Annotated in this window: 15 protein-coding genes; 6 read left to right on the top strand and 9 right to left on the bottom strand. The window is 39.8% G+C overall.

Features of this window, described 5'->3' with window-relative positions; translation table 11 throughout:
* Positions 1 to 5: 5 nt before the first annotated feature.
* Positions 6 to 485, top strand: a complete 480-nt coding sequence (gene bcp, locus J3455_RS05420; protein ID WP_130051901.1) for a thioredoxin-dependent thiol peroxidase — start codon at positions 6 to 8, stop codon at positions 483 to 485.
* A gap of 122 nt (positions 486 to 607) precedes the next feature.
* On the opposite strand, the gene queE is transcribed toward bcp, so the two are convergent.
* Positions 608 to 1,273 carry a 7-carboxy-7-deazaguanine synthase QueE gene (queE, locus tag J3455_RS05415; RefSeq protein WP_130051902.1) on the bottom strand — a complete coding sequence of 222 codons (666 nt, stop codon included), beginning with the start codon at positions 1,271 to 1,273 and terminating at the stop codon, positions 608 to 610.
* Positions 1,274 to 1,394: 121 nt separating this feature from the next.
* Here queE and queC point away from each other — a divergent pair, with 121 nt between their 5' ends.
* A complete protein-coding gene (queC, locus tag J3455_RS05410; protein WP_267894589.1) occupies positions 1,395 to 2,075 on the top strand; it encodes a 7-cyano-7-deazaguanine synthase QueC in 681 nt (226 codons plus the stop codon).
* Positions 2,076 to 2,162: 87 nt separating this feature from the next.
* Here queC and J3455_RS05405 read toward each other — a convergent pair whose 3' ends face one another.
* Both J3455_RS05405 and gshA read right to left on the bottom strand, forming a co-directional pair.
* Positions 2,163 to 2,771, bottom strand: a complete 609-nt coding sequence (locus tag J3455_RS05405) for a transglycosylase SLT domain-containing protein (RefSeq protein WP_130051903.1) — start codon at positions 2,769 to 2,771, stop codon at positions 2,163 to 2,165.
* A gap of 136 nt (positions 2,772 to 2,907) precedes the next feature.
* Complete coding sequence (gene gshA / locus J3455_RS05400; RefSeq protein WP_349561300.1) at positions 2,908 to 4,482, bottom strand: glutamate--cysteine ligase; 1,575 nt, start codon at positions 4,480 to 4,482, stop codon at positions 2,908 to 2,910.
* A 392-nt stretch (positions 4,483 to 4,874) separates the two neighbouring features.
* Between gshA and J3455_RS05395 the strand changes: the two genes are divergently transcribed.
* Positions 4,875 to 6,422 (top strand): methyl-accepting chemotaxis protein, encoded by a 1,548-nt coding sequence (locus J3455_RS05395; RefSeq protein ID WP_167658485.1) that lies wholly within the window; start codon positions 4,875 to 4,877, stop codon positions 6,420 to 6,422.
* 58 nt (positions 6,423 to 6,480) lie between these two features.
* Here the strand turns inward: J3455_RS05395 and clpB are convergent, their stop codons facing one another.
* From clpB to rluD, 3 genes are all read right to left on the bottom strand, one after another.
* Positions 6,481 to 9,057 (bottom strand): ATP-dependent chaperone ClpB, encoded by a 2,577-nt coding sequence (gene clpB, locus J3455_RS05390; RefSeq protein WP_130051906.1) that lies wholly within the window; start codon positions 9,055 to 9,057, stop codon positions 6,481 to 6,483.
* Positions 9,058 to 9,155: 98 nt separating this feature from the next.
* Complete coding sequence (gene pgeF / locus J3455_RS05385; protein ID WP_502508253.1) at positions 9,156 to 9,884, bottom strand: peptidoglycan editing factor PgeF; 729 nt, start codon at positions 9,882 to 9,884, stop codon at positions 9,156 to 9,158.
* Entirely contained in the window at positions 9,884 to 10,861 is a 978-nt protein-coding gene (rluD, locus tag J3455_RS05380) for a 23S rRNA pseudouridine(1911/1915/1917) synthase RluD (RefSeq protein WP_130051907.1), read from the bottom strand. The genes pgeF and rluD overlap by 1 nt, the downstream gene beginning before the upstream one ends.
* Positions 10,862 to 10,990: 129 nt before the next feature.
* Between rluD and J3455_RS05375 the strand changes: the two genes are divergently transcribed.
* Complete coding sequence (locus tag J3455_RS05375) at positions 10,991 to 11,749, top strand: outer membrane protein assembly factor BamD (RefSeq protein ID WP_130051908.1); 759 nt, start codon at positions 10,991 to 10,993, stop codon at positions 11,747 to 11,749.
* 68 nt (positions 11,750 to 11,817) lie between these two features.
* Here the strand turns inward: J3455_RS05375 and J3455_RS05370 are convergent, their stop codons facing one another.
* Positions 11,818 to 12,156, bottom strand: coding sequence for a P-II family nitrogen regulator (locus tag J3455_RS05370; RefSeq protein ID WP_054551748.1), 339 nt, complete (start codon positions 12,154 to 12,156; stop codon positions 11,818 to 11,820).
* Positions 12,157 to 12,295: 139 nt separating this feature from the next.
* Between J3455_RS05370 and J3455_RS05365 the strand changes: the two genes are divergently transcribed.
* Together J3455_RS05365 and J3455_RS05360 are read left to right on the top strand one after the other, a co-directional pair.
* Entirely contained in the window at positions 12,296 to 12,844 is a 549-nt protein-coding gene (locus J3455_RS05365; protein ID WP_130051909.1) for a GspH/FimT family pseudopilin, read from the top strand.
* A gap of 71 nt (positions 12,845 to 12,915) precedes the next feature.
* Positions 12,916 to 13,443, top strand: a complete 528-nt coding sequence (locus J3455_RS05360) for a GspH/FimT family pseudopilin (RefSeq protein ID WP_167658483.1) — start codon at positions 12,916 to 12,918, stop codon at positions 13,441 to 13,443.
* A 3-nt stretch (positions 13,444 to 13,446) separates the two neighbouring features.
* Here J3455_RS05360 and J3455_RS05355 read toward each other — a convergent pair whose 3' ends face one another.
* Positions 13,447 to 13,872 carry a type IV pilin protein gene (locus tag J3455_RS05355; RefSeq protein ID WP_130051911.1) on the bottom strand — a complete coding sequence of 142 codons (426 nt, stop codon included), beginning with the start codon at positions 13,870 to 13,872 and terminating at the stop codon, positions 13,447 to 13,449.
* Positions 13,873 to 14,031: 159 nt separating this feature from the next.
* Entirely contained in the window at positions 14,032 to 17,226 is a 3,195-nt protein-coding gene (locus J3455_RS05350; RefSeq protein WP_502935088.1) for a pilus assembly protein, read from the bottom strand.
* Positions 17,227 to 17,702: the final 476 nt, after the last annotated feature.

The raw sequence follows: 17,702 nt of genomic DNA, 5'->3' as shown, positions 1-17,702 counted from the left end.
AAAGCATGAAAACAATTAATCCATTACAGGCCGGTGATACAGCCCCTGCTTTTAGTTTACAAAATCAAAATGATGAAACAATCACACTCGCTGAGCTATTAAAAGAGCAGCAAGTGCTTGTTTACTTCTATCCAAAGGCATCCACTCCAGGGTGCACCGTACAAGCTGAAAACTTACGTGATGAAAAAGCTGAGCTTGCTAAATTAAACACACGTGTCGTGGGTATCAGCCCAGACCCAATAAAGCGTTTAAAGAATTTTGAAACCAAAAAAGAGCTTAATTTTGACTTATTAGCTGACGAAGATCACGCGATTGCAGATGCGTTTGGTATTTGGGGTTATAAGAAGTTTATGGGTAAGGAGTACGAAGGAATTCATCGTATTAGCTTCCTTGTAGGCCAAGACGGTAAAATCAAGCATGTGTTCGATAAATTCAAAACCAAAGACCATCATCAGGTTGTGTTGGATTATTTAGCGCAGAATTAGTAGCGATAAGCTAAAAAGTAAAAAGCGTTGCCATGGTGCAACGCTTTTTTTGTTTTTAACTGGAAATATTAAACCCAGTGTCTACTTTATCGGGGTCAGATCAGACGGCTGACGGCTAAACCCTAACTAATTCCCAAATACTTATGTACTTGAACTGATAAACGCCAGTTCTTTGCAATACAGGTTTCAATGGCAAGTTTAGTTGCTGAGGTCTTTTGGCTAATTGGTTGAAGGTACACTAGACGCGGATTAACACCTGTTTTTAAGAATAAATCTTCGAGCTCTTCAACATGCTTTTGCATTGCCACTGGGTGTTTAATTTCATCAGCGCGCTGCATAGCGCTGCGTAATACTTTGTAACCGCCACGCATATTAATCTTCGGTGATACGGTCACCCATGTTTGTTCAGGGACTAAAATCTCAAATGTGCCGCTGGTTTCAATTTGAGTCGAATAACCATTTGCGTGTAATAACTCACACACTGGATTTAGGTCGTACATGCAAGGCTCACCACCTGTGATCACCACATGTTTTGCGTTGTAGCCACGTTCTTTAAATAGCGCTAACACTTGCTCCGCAGTTGCTTCTGCCCAATGATCTGAGTCTGCTTTTTTCTCAACCGTGTCATCAAGTGACACTTTATATACATTATCAACGTCCCATGTTTGTTTTGTATCACACCAAGCACAGCCTACAGGGCAGCCTTGTAAACGTAAAAAGATTGAAGGTGTACCAGTAAAACTTGCTTCACCTTGAATTGTTTCAAACACTTCGTTAATTTTGTACAAAAGAGATCTCACTTACGACGCAACGATATATAATGCATACCATCAAAAAACCAAAAACACGCGCAAAAATTGTTATTTAGGCCCGAGCCGTGTAGTATATCGCGCCCTGAAGTAAACCTCTATCAAAAGTAAGAGCAAAACAGATATGACGCAAAAAGTAGTTGTGATTTATTCCGGCGGTATGGACTCTTTTACCGTATTAAATAAAGCCCTGCAACAAGGCCACGAAGTATATGCCCTGTCGTTCGACTACGGCCAGCGTCATGTTAAAGAGCTTAAAGTAGCTGCTCAAGTGTGTGAAAAATTAGGTGTTTCTCACAAGATTGTTGATATTTCAGCAATCAATCAATTGATTGGGGGCTCATCACTGACCGATGATATCGATGTGCCAGAGGGTCACTACGAAGAAGAAAGCATGAAGAGCACAATAGTGCCAAACCGCAACATGATCTTACTATCACTTGCAGTGGGTTATGCGGTGTCTTTAAAAGCCAGCAAAGTTTACTATGGCGCACATTCTGGTGATCATGCAATTTATCCTGACTGTCGCCCTGAATTCGTTCAAAAAATGGATGATGTTTGCCGTATTGCCAACTACGACGCTGTTGAGATTTTCAGTCCATATTTAAACAATACTAAAATCGATATTTTAACAGACGGCTTAAAAATGGGTCTTGATTACAGCCAAACTTGGACATGCTACAACGGCCGTGACAAAGCCTGTGGCAAATGTGGTGCTTGTCAAGAGCGCTTGGAAGCCTTTGCACTTAATAACGTTACCGATCCTATCGAATACGAATAAACAAAAAAGGCTATCAAATCTTTGATAGCCTTTTTAAAGACACATTTGGTAAAAATTTAAAGTCCAAACGGTTGCGTCAATGCTCTATTAACTAAATAGACGCTCAAACCAGTTTTTATCTAGATCTGCTTCACACTTTTTAAGTTGCGCGCCATAACGGCTAGCTCGATGTTTAACTTTATTTGCAACACTCATTAACCACTTTTTACTTTTATAAGTACCACGCTTATAGCCGCCCCATCCTTCATGGTAATTTAGGTATTGTGCGTACGCGTCCCATTTCGATACACCATTTACTTTATGAGTTTTGTAAACAAACCACGCCATAAAGTCGATAGCATCATCAAAATCATCCCTGTCTGCACCGCTGTTGCCTGTTTCTCGGATGTAATCTGACCAAGTAGGTGTTTTCGCTTGTGAATAGCCATAGGCAGAACTGGCACGACCTATTGGAATAACCCATAAGAAGTATTCCATTGGCGGAGCAGCATCATGACGAAATGAGCTTTCTTGATACATCATGCTCATTAGCACATGTTTAGGCGATCCCCATTTTTCTTGAGCATCGCGGGCATCGTAGTACCAATCAGGCTTTTCTTCAAAAATCTTACAGATATCATGGGGTTGCTCTGGAGGAGCGGTTGCACATCCAGCCAATGATGCGGCCAGCGATAAAATAATTATACTTTTTTTCATTTTTTTTTGGATCTCGCTGAACTTTTTCTTATCAGGTCAGTCTGAACTTATGAATGCAGCAGTATAGCATTGTTTCATCCCTGAAGAATCTTTGACGCAGCCACCATAGGCTGCGTTTTTTTATGTCTTCACCTTACTAAGCTTTAGCAAAATAGTCATCTAAAAAAGCAGTAAACGTTTCGCTATCGGCAGCTTTAACTTCACGCTCTTTAAGCACAGAGTCAGCAGCTTGTTTCGCTAAAAATGCATGATCATAAAATTGATACTCTGACGCAAGATGGCTTTGCTTGTACTGCTGTGCAAGTGCTAATGCAAAATTACCATTATCTAGGTTCTCTTTTGCAAGTGTTGCTACGTATTTGCCAGAGTATGTTTTTCTAGGATCTTGTACCCAGGTTGCAAGCTCAGCAATAGTTTCACTGTAATAACTTACCCCGTATGCATTATCCATATAACGTGCAACGGCAGTTAAATTACTAAAAATTGTTTTAGCCCAATCTGTCAGGCGAACTATTTCGCCTTGCTTGTTAAGTGTTAATTCTGGATCTCGGCCTTCATTAACAACCGCATCGAGGTTGGTAGTGCTCAACTTTTGTTCTTGCCAATCCATCTCTGGAGAGTCATTTAATAAGCAGTAAGTTAGGAATACGTCTAAAAAGCGTATTTGCTGTAAGTCGATACCCGTTTCACTAAATGGGTTAACATCTAATGCCCTTACCTCAATGTATTCTATACCACCACGAAGTAATGCATCTGTAGGAGTTTCACCTGATGCTGCGTTGCGCTTAGGACGAATTGGTGAATAAAACTCATTTTCGATTTGCAGAATATTTTTGTTTAACTGCTTTGGTTCAGCACTTGTGTAATCATCAATATGGTCATAAATATCAGATGGCGTATGAATCGCTTCTTTTAAACCTGCTACATATTCTTCTAATGAGTTGTACATAACACGCAAAGACGATTGCGCACTGTTGGTATAACCAAGGTTCCCCAAACGCAGCGCTGTGCCAACTTCTAAGTAAAGAGTACCTTTACCTAGTTTTTTAAATGGTAAGTCTGTTTCGCGCCCTTGCAAAAATGAACTACACAATGCTGGCGATGCACCAAATAAAAAGCTGATCAACCAAAGCTCACGTTTAAAGTTACGAATAAGTCCCAAATACCCATTCGAAATAGAATCAGCGAGTGTGCCTTGGCTGCCGTTTAAACTATACAAGCTTTGCCATAAGCTCTCAGGAAAAGAAATATTAAAATGCACACCAGCAATTGCTTGCATCATACTGCCATAGCGATTCTTTAAACCTTCACGATAAAGTGTTTTCATGCGGCCAATATTTGAGTCACCAAACTGTGCCAGTACGATGTCGTCTTGATGATCAATAAAACACGGCATGCTGATAGGCCATAAGAGCTCATCATCCATCTGAGACAAGGTGAACTTTTGCAGATCTTTTAGCTGAGCTAAGGTTTGCTCTGCAGACGTACTTACCGGTGTAATAAATTCTAATAGCGATTCCGAAAAATCAGTGGTGACATGATCATTAGTTAAAGCGCTACCAACGCCTTTTGGATGACCTTGCTGTGAGATAACACCATTTGGTTTGATCCTTAATGCTTCTCGCTCGATACCACGTTTAATCCCATTAATTGCGTTAGGAAATTGTACTGTTAACGCCTCTAGCGTTTTATTTAAATCATGTTTTATCAAAAATGCTTCCTCGAGCCACGTGGCTGTAATCCTAAGTGTATGGGGGCAAAAAGTAATTACTCAAGTCAGAAAAATCAGTTTCATTTAGTACCCGTTCACTTGATGCTCAATCTTGCCATTGTGAGGGACAATATACAATTGCTTTGGCGGCACTTCATTGTTGCTAAAAACATTTAAAATACTATTTAGACTTATTTCTTGAGGATACTGAGGCTTTTAACTAATATAAAAGACTGAGGCTAAACATAATAATTCAAGCAAGATATTGTTTTAGATCAAAGGGAAGATGAAATTTTTAAAACTTTCATAGTTATCTATATGCACCCCCTTCCCTTACATTTTTCTGAGACTATAATCCGCACACCATAAAAAAGTATATTTCGAGGACTCATATGCGTCGTGGGCAAGAAATCATTAATCAAGAAGTGACATACTCTGATAATCAAGAGCTTGTCTCTACTACAGATTTACGCGGTGTCATCACATACGTAAATAAGGAATTTTGTACGATTGCAGGTTACACCGAGGAAGAGCTACTCGGAAAAAATCATAATATTGTTCGCCACCCTGACATGCCAAAAGCGGCATTTAAAGAAATGTGGGAAAAACTAAAGCAAGGCCACTCTTGGCGTGGCATGGTTAAAAATCTCTGTAAAGATGGTCGTTACTATTGGGTTGATGCATTTGTTACACCCATTTATGAACATGGTCAGTTGGTTGGCTATCAGTCAGTTCGAACTAAGCCATCTGAACAATTAAAAGACCGTGCAACGGCACTGTACACTAAGATTAATAATGGAAAATCAGTCGCGTCATTTCGTGAAAATATTTCGCTGAGACAAATTTTGTCTGCGGTTATTTTATTTGCAGGCATTGTCGGCTTAGCGTTTACTACTTCATGGATGGTTGCCTTAGCGAGCTGTGCCGTTGTAGCACTCCTTTTTGCATTAAATTATGACGAGCTCGTTGTAACCCCAAGCCATTTAAAGCAGCAACGTGCAGAGTTTGATTCAGTATCACGCTATGTGTATTCAGGTTCACACCCTTTTAGTATTGCTGCCTATAATCAGCAAATGCTGTTCGCTAAGCTTAGAACTGTATTAGGTCGTGTTAAAGACTCTACTTACTCATTCAAAGACATTGCTACCAACTTAGATAAACAATCGTCACTAACCGAGCAAGGTATTGCTGCACAAGGTCAACGTTTAAGTGATATTGCTACGGCAATGACACAAATGAGTGCAACTATTGGCGAGATTTCAGCAAATACTCATCACACTGCTGACAAGGTTAAAACAACTTACCAAAGCTGTAATGATATCAAACTGCATATTGAAGATAATAGCAGCATGGTGTCTGATCTAGCTAACCAAGTAGAGCAAGCAGCCACTACCGCTAACTCTCTTGCTAGTGAAGCTGACAAAATAGGCCAAGTAATGAGTGAGATTGAAGGCATTGCTGAACAAACAAACTTATTAGCGCTGAATGCTGCAATTGAAGCAGCACGTGCAGGTGAGCATGGCCGTGGTTTTGCGGTTGTAGCAGATGAAGTACGCGCACTTTCTTCACGTACTCAAAATGCGACAGCACAAATTCACAGCTCAATTAAAGAGATCCAAGATACGTTATTTAGCTGGTCTAAAGTGATGCAATCAACTAAAGCGCAAGCAGATAATTGTGTTGATACTACAGCTCACACTCAAACTGAGCTAGCGAGCATCTTCGCACAAATTGATGAAATATCAGGCCTTGCGACTGAGATTTCGACGGCTGCAGAGGAACAACAAGTTGTCAGCACCGATATACGCGAAAATGTAGAAAGCATAAAAGGACACAGCGAAGAGAACTTAAAGCTTAGCTACAACGTCGCTAAAGATGCAGCGGGGCTTGTTGAAGGCTCGCGCAAAGTTAACGATATGCTGTTAACCTTTAAAGTTTAAACTTAACTGATACAAAAAAGCCGCGTCAAAATGATGCGGCTTTTGTTTTTAGGGCTAATTAACGACTCGAGAAAACAAGTCCATTCTCATCAGCATCAATATGGATGATGGCACCCGGCTGGTAATCCCCACCTAATAATCGCTGTGCTAATGGATTTTCAATGGTATGTTGTATAGCACGTTTTAAAGGCCTTGCCCCATACACTGGATCAAAACCACTTTCAGCGATGCGGTCTAGGGCTGCATCCGTTACTTCAAGAATGTAGCCTTTTTCAGTTAATCGCTCACGTAGCTTACTTAACTGAATGTCAGCAATTTCTTTAATGTGTTCATTAGCAAGTGGATGGAATACCACGGTTTCGTCGATTCGGTTAATAAACTCAGGACGGAACTGACTAACCAATACGCCCATCACTTTTTCTTTTAAGCCTGCATAATCATTTGAACCAGCTTGCTCTTGGATAATGTCAGAGCCTAAGTTAGAAGTCATAATGATAACCGTATTTTTGAAATCAACGGTACGGCCCTGACCATCCGTTAAGCGGCCATCATCAAGTACTTGCAGTAAGATGTTAAATACATCAGGGTGCGCTTTTTCGACCTCATCCAATAAAATGACTGAATACGGACGACGGCGAACTGCTTCAGTTAAATAGCCCCCCTCTTCATAGCCAACATAACCCGGAGGTGCACCCACTAAACGTGCCACCGAGTGTTTCTCCATAAACTCCGACATATCAATGCGCACCATGGCATCTTCAGTGTCAAACATGAAGCTGGCTAGTGCTTTGGTCAGCTCAGTTTTACCTACCCCTGTCGGGCCTAAGAATAAGAATGAACCGATTGGGCGATTTGGATCAGCAAGCCCTGCTCGAGAGCGACGAATTGCATTCGCAACCGCTACAACGGCTTCATCTTGACCAATCACTTTATGATGCAGTTCATCTTCCATCTTAAGTAGCTTTTCGCGCTCCCCTTGCAACATTTTGGATACAGGAATACCTGTCCAACGCGATAAAATCTCTGCGATTTCGTCTTCACCAACTTGGTTTTTAAGCAAGCTCATTTCTTGCATTTCGGCCTGTGAAGCAAGGTCAAGTTTACGCTCAAGTTCAGGAATACGACCATACTGGAGTTCAGACATGCGCTGTAAATCACTTGCACGACGCGCAACATCTAAATCAAGACGCGCTTGCTCAAGCTCAGCTTTAATGACTTGTGTGCCCTGTAATGAAGCCTTCTCAGCATTCCAAACTTCGTCTAGTTCGCGGTATTGGGCTTCAAGTTCAGTGATCAACTCTTGCATCTCAGTACGACGTTTTTGGCTCGCTTCGTCTTTCTCTTTTGCAAGGGCGTTATCTTCCAGTTTTAACTGAATAATACGACGCTCTAGCTTATCTAAAGATTCCGGTTTTGAGTCAATTTGCAAACGAATTGAAGAGCCCGCTTCGTCAATTAAATCAATCGCTTTATCTGGCAATTGGCGATCACTAATGTAACGGTGCGACAGCTGCGCCGCAGCAACAATGGCCGGATCGGTAATATCAACTGAGTGATGAAGCTCATAACGCTCTTTTAAACCACGTAGAATCGCAATGGTGTCTTCAACCGATGGTTCATCAACAAATACTTTTTGGAAACGACGCTCTAAAGCGGCATCTTTTTCAATATATTGACGATACTCATCAAGAGTTGTGGCACCTACACAATGTAACTCACCACGGGCAAGTGCTGGTTTTAGCATATTACCTGCATCCATTGCGCCGTCTGTTTTACCTGCGCCTACCATAGTATGGATTTCATCAATAAAGAGGATGACTTGCCCTTCTTCTTTGGCTAGTTCATTCAACACTGACTTTAAACGCTCTTCGAATTCACCACGGTATTTAGCACCAGCAACTAAAGCACCTAAATCAAGCGATAATACTCGCTTATTCTTTAAGCCTTCAGGTACCTCTCCATTGATGATCCGCTGTGCTAAACCTTCGGCAATCGCCGTTTTACCCACGCCCGGCTCACCAATTAACACTGGATTATTTTTAGTACGGCGTTGTAATACTTGAATAGTACGACGAATTTCGTCATCCCGGCCAATTACAGGGTCTAGCTTGCCTTGCTCTGCTCGCTCAGTTAAATCGATTGTGAATTTTTTTAATGCCTGACGGGTTTCTTCAGCATTCGGATCATCAACCTTTTGACCACCACGAATAGCTTCGATTGCTGCTTCAATTTTGCTAGAAGTAATATTTAGCGCTTTAAAAATGTCGCCTAATGGGCCTTTATCGTCACACGCGGCAAGAACAAATAACTCACTCGAAATGAATTTATCTTTTCGCTTTTGAGCATATTTATCACACAAGTTAATTAACGAAATCAGGTTGTTCGACAGCTGAACATCGCCACCAATGCCTTCAACTTTAAACAGTTTTTCGATTTCTTGAGATAACTTGGTGTTTAACTCATCAGCACTCACACCGGCTTGTGCAAGTAGCGCACGCACACTCGAGCCATTTTGTTGAAGCAATGAATACATTAAATGCACAGGCTCAATAAATTGATGATCTCGCCCAAGTGCTAATGACTGCGCATCTGAAAGCGCAGATTGAAATTTACTTGTAAATCTATCTAAACGCATAAGGGTTTACCTATTAAAAAATCTAATTGCTTAATTAATGGGTATGGTTAGTGATTTGTTCAAGTAAGAGAAGAAAATTTAATCACAAAAAAGGCGTATTAATTGCGCCAGATCAAGCTCGCCATGCGACCAGTTTGTCCGTCGCGGCGATAAGAGAAAAATTGTGACTTATCACTGACTGTACAGTATTCACCACCTGAAATATTGGCCACGCCTAATTGCGCTAATTGCTGACGTGCTAATAAGTAGATATCAGCCATGTATTTTTCATGTTTGGCTGTAAATGCTAGTTGGTGAAGCGGGTTTTGCGAACAAAAGCAATCTTTAACCTCTTGCCCAACTTCAAATTGTAAGGGACCAATAGCAGGGCCTAACCAAGCAATAATATCGCTTGTAGGCACTTTGAAATGCGAAATGGTTTTTGCCAATATACCTTGTGATAAGCCACGCCAGCCACCATGCACTGCTGCAATTTCATTGCCAGAATTCGAGCAAAGTAACACAGGCAAACAATCAGCTGTCATTATCGCAAGCGGCTGTTTTACTATATTGGTATACAGCGCATCAGCAGAATGAACTAGGCTTAAATCACACCTTTCATCAACCACAACCACATCACTGCTATGAACTTGGTTTAACCAAACCGCGGGATTTGGTAAGTGACTTGCTAGTAGCGCACGATTTGCAAGTACAGCTTGTTCATCATCACCAACATGTAAACCCAAATTGAAACTATCAAACGGTGCGAATGAAACCCCCCCCTTTCGAGTGGTACTGATTGCGCTAACAGTTTTGGGTGCAGTCCATGCTGGTGTGATCATCACAATTAAAGCTCGATATTTGGGTTTGCTTTGGTATCTGCGCGTAATGCTTCTGTCATGGCAGCCATATCATCTGGAATTGGAGCTTGCCATGTCATCAACTCACCCGTAATTGGATGCGCAATAGAGAGCTTAACGGCATGTAAGGCTTGACGTTTAAAATCACGTAGCATTTGAAACAGCTCAGGTGTAGCCCCTTTTGGCGGACGCGGGCGACCTCCATATAGTTGATCACCAACCAATGGATGGTTCAAGTAAGCCATGTGTACACGAATTTGGTGAGTACGACCAGTTTCTAATCGTAAACGTAAGCGTGTATGAGCACGGAATTTTTCTGCTACACGGTAATGTGTTATCGCTGGTTTGCCCATTTCATGCACGGCCATGTGAGTACGTTTTGTTGCATGTCGACCAATTGGTTTTTCAACCATACCACCAGCAGTCATTGTGCCATTACAAATTGCTTCATATTCACGGGTGAAGTTTTCACGCTTTTGCAGTGCAGATACTAAATGTGTTTGTGCCGGAATAGTTTTAGCCACCACCATTAATCCTGTGGTGTCTTTATCTAGACGATGGACAATACCTGCACGGGGTACATTGATGATCTCTGGGTAATGGTGTAATAAAGCATTTAATACTGTGCCATCTGGGTTACCTGCACCAGGATGTACCACTAACCCCATAGGTTTATTAATTACCAAAATATCATCGTCTTCATAAACGATGTTTAATTTGATATTTTGTGCTTCATATTCACGAGGGGCTTCGATGGTTGTTTCAACACTCACCGTTTCGCCACCGAGTAGTTTTTCACGTGGTGTGTTTAAAATTTCGCCGTTCACAGTGATTTTATCATCCAAAATCCACGTTTTTATACGTGAACGAGAATAATCAGGGAACAATTGCGCTAATACTTGGTCTAGACGTTTACCGCCAAGGTCAATTGGAACCTCGGCTTGGAGAGAAATTTGCTCTGACATTAGTAACTTTACCCAATTTACCAGTGCAAGCTGTGCTCGACTGGGTTAGAATCGCTTTAATATAATACGTATAGTTTACTCGGTTTTCCTCACTTGGCCTAGCCGAAGACATCGAAGGTAAGAAATAAAATGATAAATAAAATAGGGAAACGTGCGTTCGCCATAGTTTTTTCAGTATCTGTACTTGGCTTAGGTGCCTGTTCATCAGCACCCGACCAAGAAGATATCCAACGCGTTCCTAATAAATCTGCGCAAGCTTTATATGAAGATGCCAAACAAACATTAGATTCTGGCTTATATGCTCGTGCAATTGAGCTATTAAGCGCTATTGATTCTCGCTACCCTTTTGGTCCTCTATCAAAACAAGTACAAATGGACTTAGTGTATGCACATTATCAAGCAGGTAATACTGAGCAAGCACTGGCAACTATCGACCGTTTTATTCGCTTAAATCCAAACCACAAAGATTTAGACTATATGTACTACATGCGTGGCTTAGTGAATATCAAAGCGGATGAAAACGCCTTCCAAGAATATTTTGGTGTAGACCGTGCAGACAGAGATGCAAACCGTACTCGTGTTGCATTTACTGATTTATCAACACTATTAAAACGTTTTCCTAATAGTGTTTATGCACCAGAGGCAAAAAGACGTGTTGTGTGGTTACTCAATAAAATGGCACGCTACGAGTTAAAAGTTGCTGAGTACTACTATGAGCGTGAAGCATACCTTGCTGCTGCTAACCGTGGCAAATATGTAGTTGAGCACTACTCACAAAGTAGTTACCTTGATCAAGCGCTTGAGATCATGGAAAAAAGCTACAATAAACTTGGCTTATCTGAGCTAAGTGAACACGCTAAAGCAACGCGAGAAGCAAACAAGCGTTAAAATAATTTAAAAAGCAAAAAAGGCGCCTAGGGCGCCTTTTTAATGTTTGCGATTAATCTAATATTTTATCAAATCGCGTCTTCATCTTCTTCCGCGGTACGAATACGCACTACTCGCTCAACATCAGTGACAAAGATTTTACCGTCACCAATTTTTCCTGTCTGCGATGTTTTAACGATAACATCAATTGCACGGTCAACATCTTCATCGCTTAAAACGATGTCTAATTTTACTTTAGGTAAAAAGTCCACCATGTACTCAGCGCCACGATAAAGCTCGGTGTGTCCTTTTTGACGGCCAAAGCCTTTAACTTCACTTACCGTCATCCCTGTGATGCCAACATCTGATAATGCTTCACGCACGTCATCAAGCTTGAATGGTTTAATAATTGCTTCGATTTTTTTCATTTTAAGGGTTACTTATTATTTCTCGATTGACTCGATTTTAGACAATCCAATTGCTGATGGCAAACAAAGCTATGAATTACGGTGATTAAATCAGCAATCATGATATTATTAAACAAAGTGATTCAGAATAGAGATAACAATGAAATCATTACAACGGGGTTTTACATTATTGGAACTAATGGTCACGATTGCCATTGTTGGCATCGTTGCTGTCATTGCGCTATGGGATAGCTCAGATATGTTAGAAAGCGACCGCGCCGAAAGCTACTTGCTTGAATTAAAACGCACGCTCAGCTTTGCACGAGCAAAAGCGACGAGTAGTGATGAATTAGTCATTGTTTGCGCAGGCGATACAGAATCAATTGAACAAAATAAATCTATATTTTGTTCAAGAGACTGGAGCCTGGGAAGTATTTTTGTATTTGTAGATAAAAGCCCTAACGGTACTTTTAATCCTGGCCAAGGGGATATCATTTTGCGCGTAATGGAAGAGATACCCAATAATAGCTCGCTCAGTTTTTCTGGTGCAAGAGTTATAAGATTTGAAACTAGCGGTATGATTAGAACTGATCCAGGCACATTCGTATATTGCCCTTCAAGTAGCAATAATGATAACAATAAAGCCTTATCTATTTCACAGTCTGGCACCGCAATGTATGAAGGAACAACAACAAAAACATGTAATTAACTCTATTTAATTGACAAATACAAAGCTCCTATTACATTTTAATAAATAGTCGCGATTTGGAGTCTTCAAGGATGAAGACAAATAATTACTTGCGTAGCCTTAAAGGTGCTATGTTAATTGAAATCCTAATAGTCTTATCAATTTTTTCGTTTTTACTGCATTTCGCTTTATTTGAATATAAGCCACTCCTCGCCAATAACCGCTTAGAAAGTAATATGCATACAGTTAAAAGAGCACTACAATTTACTCGCCTCAAGGCACAAACTAATAATGCCTATGTGACATTTTGTGCTTTAGAGCTTAACCGTTGTAACAAGGCGATGTGGCATAAATCTTTAACTGTCTTTGTCGATAAAGGCGAGCTTGGTGTGTTTGAAAGTGGCGATACCAAATTATTGGAAGTTGAAGCAATAAATAAATTAGATATGCTGACTTATCCACGTCACTCAGTAACATTTAGCCCAACAGGTATGCCTGTGGGTTTAAACAATGGCACTTTTATATACTGCCCAGAATACATAAAAGCAAGCCTCAAAGGGCTTGCTATTAGGGTCAGTACAATAGGTCGAGTCAGAATGATTGATACTGATAAGTGCTAAAGCCTATTTCCCCCAACAAGTGCTCGAATCAGCAGAACCTTGAGATTTTTTAAGGCCTGTGTCTGTAATTATTAATTTAGTGCATTCTGAATCTTGTAGTGGCGGACCTGATACTGGTGTTGCCTCTAATTCAAAGGTACCGGCATTATTATTGACAGTCGCCTTTAACTTATAAAAATTGTTTTCTGTTGTTTCTGCAACACCTAGAGCAGAAAGTGAAGTTGTATACTCACGATTATCAACAAAGTATTGTTCTTGTTTATTAGCCGCGTCTAATAATGAGGTTATTGCCTCTGTTCTTGCTGTACGTTTTACATGTTCAAAATAACTTGGGATAGCAATGCTCGCAATAATTCCTAAGATTGCTACAGCAATCATCAGCTCGATTAATGTAAAACCTTTTAGGTTTTTTTTCTTTATTATATTCATACAATTAATACCTATGCTTTTGTTAATTCAGAGCATTCTTCGCTTTAAACTTATCATAGGTTTAGAGTCGCGATTATGCAATTAGATAAATACTCAATTCCATCATACAACGCTGCCTAAGTTAGTTTTAAACTGTTAAGCAGAGTCTTTGAACGGGAATTAATTACTGTTATCGTTTATTTCTTGCTTATAAATAAATGTCTGTTGCGTTTTAAATCCAAAGCCAATTGGCACTGCATCACTCACTAATTTGATTTTACCATCTTCAATTGTAAGCCCTGGACCTAAAATTTCTTGAACCTTAAACGGGTTTTGCTCACCTTTAATACCTGGTCCTATAGACAAGAATTGGCTTTGCTCTTTTACCTTTTCACTTGTATTATCATCGCAGAAACCATCACTATTACCATCGACACAGCTATCGCCTATACCAAAGTAGAGCTGAGGTGTGTCAGGCACATCATTAGAAGTAGTGAATTTTAAGTTATCATATACCTTAGTGCCGTAATGTAAGTGGAAAGCATACAAGCTACCAGAGCCCCCAGTAAGTGAACATTGATTTACTAAATCAGTAGTGGATGCTGGTGAAAAACTTGTAAAGTAAGCAACGCCACCTATTACGGTACTTGCCGCTAGTGACTTTTCACCGGTAGTTGGTAGGTTGTAATACCAACCGCTAAATTCACCCAGCTCTACTTCAAGCTCAGTAAATTTATCCACGTCATCTAGTGCATTACCGAATGGATCTGACCCCACATCCATTAAATCAGCTTGAGTGATAGGCGCTGGTACATCCGTTCCCATAAATGACTGAGTTACCGTATTGATATCGCGTATCATAAAAAGCTGATCATTTGTTGCTGTTGATAACGGTTTTGAGCGATTCCCGCTACCTATTAATACGGCATCAAATGGAGTATCAATACGTGTTGTAATTGATTCACCTTGATAAGTTGTTTTAGATACTTTGCTAAACATGGTCCTGGCAATCATAGGCTTATAGAAAAAACGACGATCTTGGGTAGCTAATGTACTGCCTAAACTAGCTAACTTAAAATGTGTCCATGGCTCTGTTGAATCATTATAATTCTCAGATGGCATATCAATTCGCCAAATATCTCCACCTGTATCTGTTGCGTATAAACGATCAACATAACCATCGTAGTCAGAATCTAAAACCGTTATATCTGAGGCAATACTGTGATTACCTGTAAATCCATTTTCATTTGGCGTTAAGGCCCATATTTTCTTTCCTGTTTCGGCATCAACAATAAAAACGCCTCGTCCTTTACTATCGTTTGTACGAATAACATTATCTTTGTTGGTATCATAACCTGCACCAAATATAAGCACAGGTTTATCTTTGTATCCACTTAAGTTAACGTACGTCACCGTTGGCTTAGACCATGTTTGTGCCAGCTCTGAAAAGTCGCCTGTTCCACCTGTAATAGGCTCATCCCATAATAATTTGGGAGAATCAGGATTAGTAATATCAAGGCCATAATACTTGTTACCACCTCGTCTTAGGCCAAAAAATGCCCAAACACGATCTGAGTCATTAACTATCCCATCATTATTTTTATCATCAAAAAATATTGAAATTGGCCCGTCAACACCATAGACCTTTGTATCTGCTTGATTCTCACGAAGTGGCTTTATAATTTTATATAAGCTTCTAGGGATAAATGCCCAGCTTTCACTTAGTACATCATTTTTATCTTGAAACATATGCAAATAACCTGCATTAGTTCCGATTAAAATACGGATATCATCATTTCCATAATCAATCGTTACAGGTTTTGAATGTAGTGGATCACCAAAGATATCTTTGCGCGAATCAGTTGTTGAACCATCTTTATCTTCATCATCAATATCAAGACCTCTTGACCAATTTATAAGATCCTCAACTTCATTGGCGTCCGCTTCAAAATCGACTGCTGCTTTTGCTATTGTTCCATAATGAAAAACAACTCGGTAACGAGTGAAATTAAGTAATCGGCCATTAACATTGGTGATAACCTTTCTGCCTTGATTAGGAACGCTTGAAGAATTAGAAAGATATAAGTTCACGCCACCTAGCTCTACTGAATTGCCATCAGCATTTTCACCACTTGGTAACCAAAATGTTTTTGCATTTTTATCTATAAGACCATCTTCATTTAGAGCCTGTTTACCATCTTTATCAATAATTTGGTCACCAGACACTTTTAACTTTTTCAAGTTACCACGCCAACGAGCTCCTGTTTTAGGATAAAACATCGCATAATAAATTGATTCTCGGCTGCGTGTTTGATCTACGTTGTTACTCGCTACAGAGGGAGCTGTAAAACTGTCATTGACCTCTCGAATTTGAGTTATGGTATTTTTTAAAGCCTCTGATAATTGATCAGAGGTATTGGCATGAAGGTACTTACCACCTCCAAGGCGAGCGGTTTCAGACAACAAACGTTTACCATTGTCGCTCATTCCAGAGCCAAAACCTATGGTGTAAACCCGACCTGTTTCATGAATTTCGGAAGTATCTGGACGTAGATCAACTTCAACATTGTCAGTTCCATGGATAATTTTTGCAAGCTTGTGCAAATACACACCAGCAATTTTATCGCTATCTGATAGAGAGCTACCGAAATACGACTTGTGTAAACTGCTTATGTTTGAGTCTTGCTCATTATCAGAGCCCGCAGATGGGTCACCATCAGTCATGTAAATTACATTAACTGAGTTATCACAGCGCTTTACTTCATCAGGGTTATCAAAAGGAGAGATATAAGTGTAATTAGTAACTGTTTCATTTTCCCACCAGCACCCCCACCAGTTACACTTCCTGACTCTATTTGTTGTTGATGTTTTACTTTCTACAGAAGTATCGCGAAATAGCTCATTAACTTTCTCGCCATAATATAAACTTTGCCCAGTAATATATAGATACGCTTCCCAGAGAGTTTCAGTTAGCGGTGTCCCTCCATCAGCAGGTAAATTGGCGATCGTCGTTTTCAGCGTTGACATTGGCGAACCAATACCCGCTAGTACATAACCACCGCTAGTACTATTAAAACGCATAAGACCAAAATCAATATCATCATTACCATCTACAAGTTTAGTTATCGCATCTTGTGCAACGCCTAATCGGCTATCGCTGCACAAAATATAGCCACCAGAATAACCGCAACTATTACCTGAGCTGGTTGAAAACGCCATACTACCTGAGGTGTCAAAAACAATGAGTACGCGTGGTTTTTCATCTAAATCAACATTGTGATTAACATACAATTCGATGTCTTCCGCATGGGTCATCATACTGAAAATCACAGCACAATTTAGCAAGAGTTTGCTAATTAATTTTCCTATTTTCATCACAAAACCCAACTCGATGCCAATGTTAAAAAAGAGTGCAGTTCAAGTAGCCCAATGCTTAACTTACTTGCCTGCAATTGTTCATAGTACTAAGCTATTTTTCAAACTTAAAATCTAGTTACTCTTTGATAAAGATATAACTTAATATGTATAATTAAAACTAAAATCTAGATTACATTAATTATAACCAATTATATTGAATTAAAACATAAGTACTGAAATTTGTTTATAGAAAACACCACTTTTTAATACAGACATTCACTACAATAAACATTTAACCATTTGAAAAAGTATTCATTAGCTATAAGTAACATTCAAAGGGTTAGTTAACACCTTAAAAAAGCAGTAAAAAATAACCAAAAAACAAAACCCAAACAACCTAAAAGGATTATTTCCATATTCCAGTAGATATTAATTTATAAACCCAAAGGCCTCACAAAAATATTATAATGGTATTTAACATCCCAAAAAGAGAG

The organism is Pseudoalteromonas sp. NFXS39 (genome assembly GCF_040148775.1).
Lineage (GTDB): Bacteria > Pseudomonadota > Gammaproteobacteria > Enterobacterales > Alteromonadaceae > Pseudoalteromonas > Pseudoalteromonas apostichopi.
This window is presented reverse-complemented; position numbering and strand designations above follow the sequence as displayed.

Bases quoted from the DNA above. Each gene is read 5' to 3' on its own strand.
- rluD (WP_130051907.1), bottom strand. From the start codon at position 10,861: ATGTCAGAGCAAATTTCTCTCCAAGCCGAGGTTCCAATTGACCTTGGC.
- bcp (WP_130051901.1), top strand. From the start codon at position 6: ATGAAAACAATTAATCCATTACAGGCCGGTGATACAGCCCCTGCTTTT.
- J3455_RS05360 (WP_167658483.1), top strand. From the start codon at position 12,916: ATGAAGACAAATAATTACTTGCGTAGCCTTAAAGGTGCTATGTTAATT.
- J3455_RS05395 (WP_167658485.1), top strand. From the start codon at position 4,875: ATGCGTCGTGGGCAAGAAATCATTAATCAAGAAGTGACATACTCTGAT.
- J3455_RS05375 (WP_130051908.1), top strand. From the start codon at position 10,991: ATGATAAATAAAATAGGGAAACGTGCGTTCGCCATAGTTTTTTCAGTA.
- J3455_RS05370 (WP_054551748.1), bottom strand. From the start codon at position 12,156: ATGAAAAAAATCGAAGCAATTATTAAACCATTCAAGCTTGATGACGTG.
- J3455_RS05350 (WP_502935088.1), bottom strand. From the start codon at position 17,226: ATGAAAATAGGAAAATTAATTAGCAAACTCTTGCTAAATTGTGCTGTG.
- J3455_RS05365 (WP_130051909.1), top strand. From the start codon at position 12,296: ATGAAATCATTACAACGGGGTTTTACATTATTGGAACTAATGGTCACG.
- J3455_RS05405 (WP_130051903.1), bottom strand. From the start codon at position 2,771: ATGAAAAAAAGTATAATTATTTTATCGCTGGCCGCATCATTGGCTGGA.
- J3455_RS05355 (WP_130051911.1), bottom strand. From the start codon at position 13,872: ATGAATATAATAAAGAAAAAAAACCTAAAAGGTTTTACATTAATCGAG.
- clpB (WP_130051906.1), bottom strand. From the start codon at position 9,057: ATGCGTTTAGATAGATTTACAAGTAAATTTCAATCTGCGCTTTCAGAT.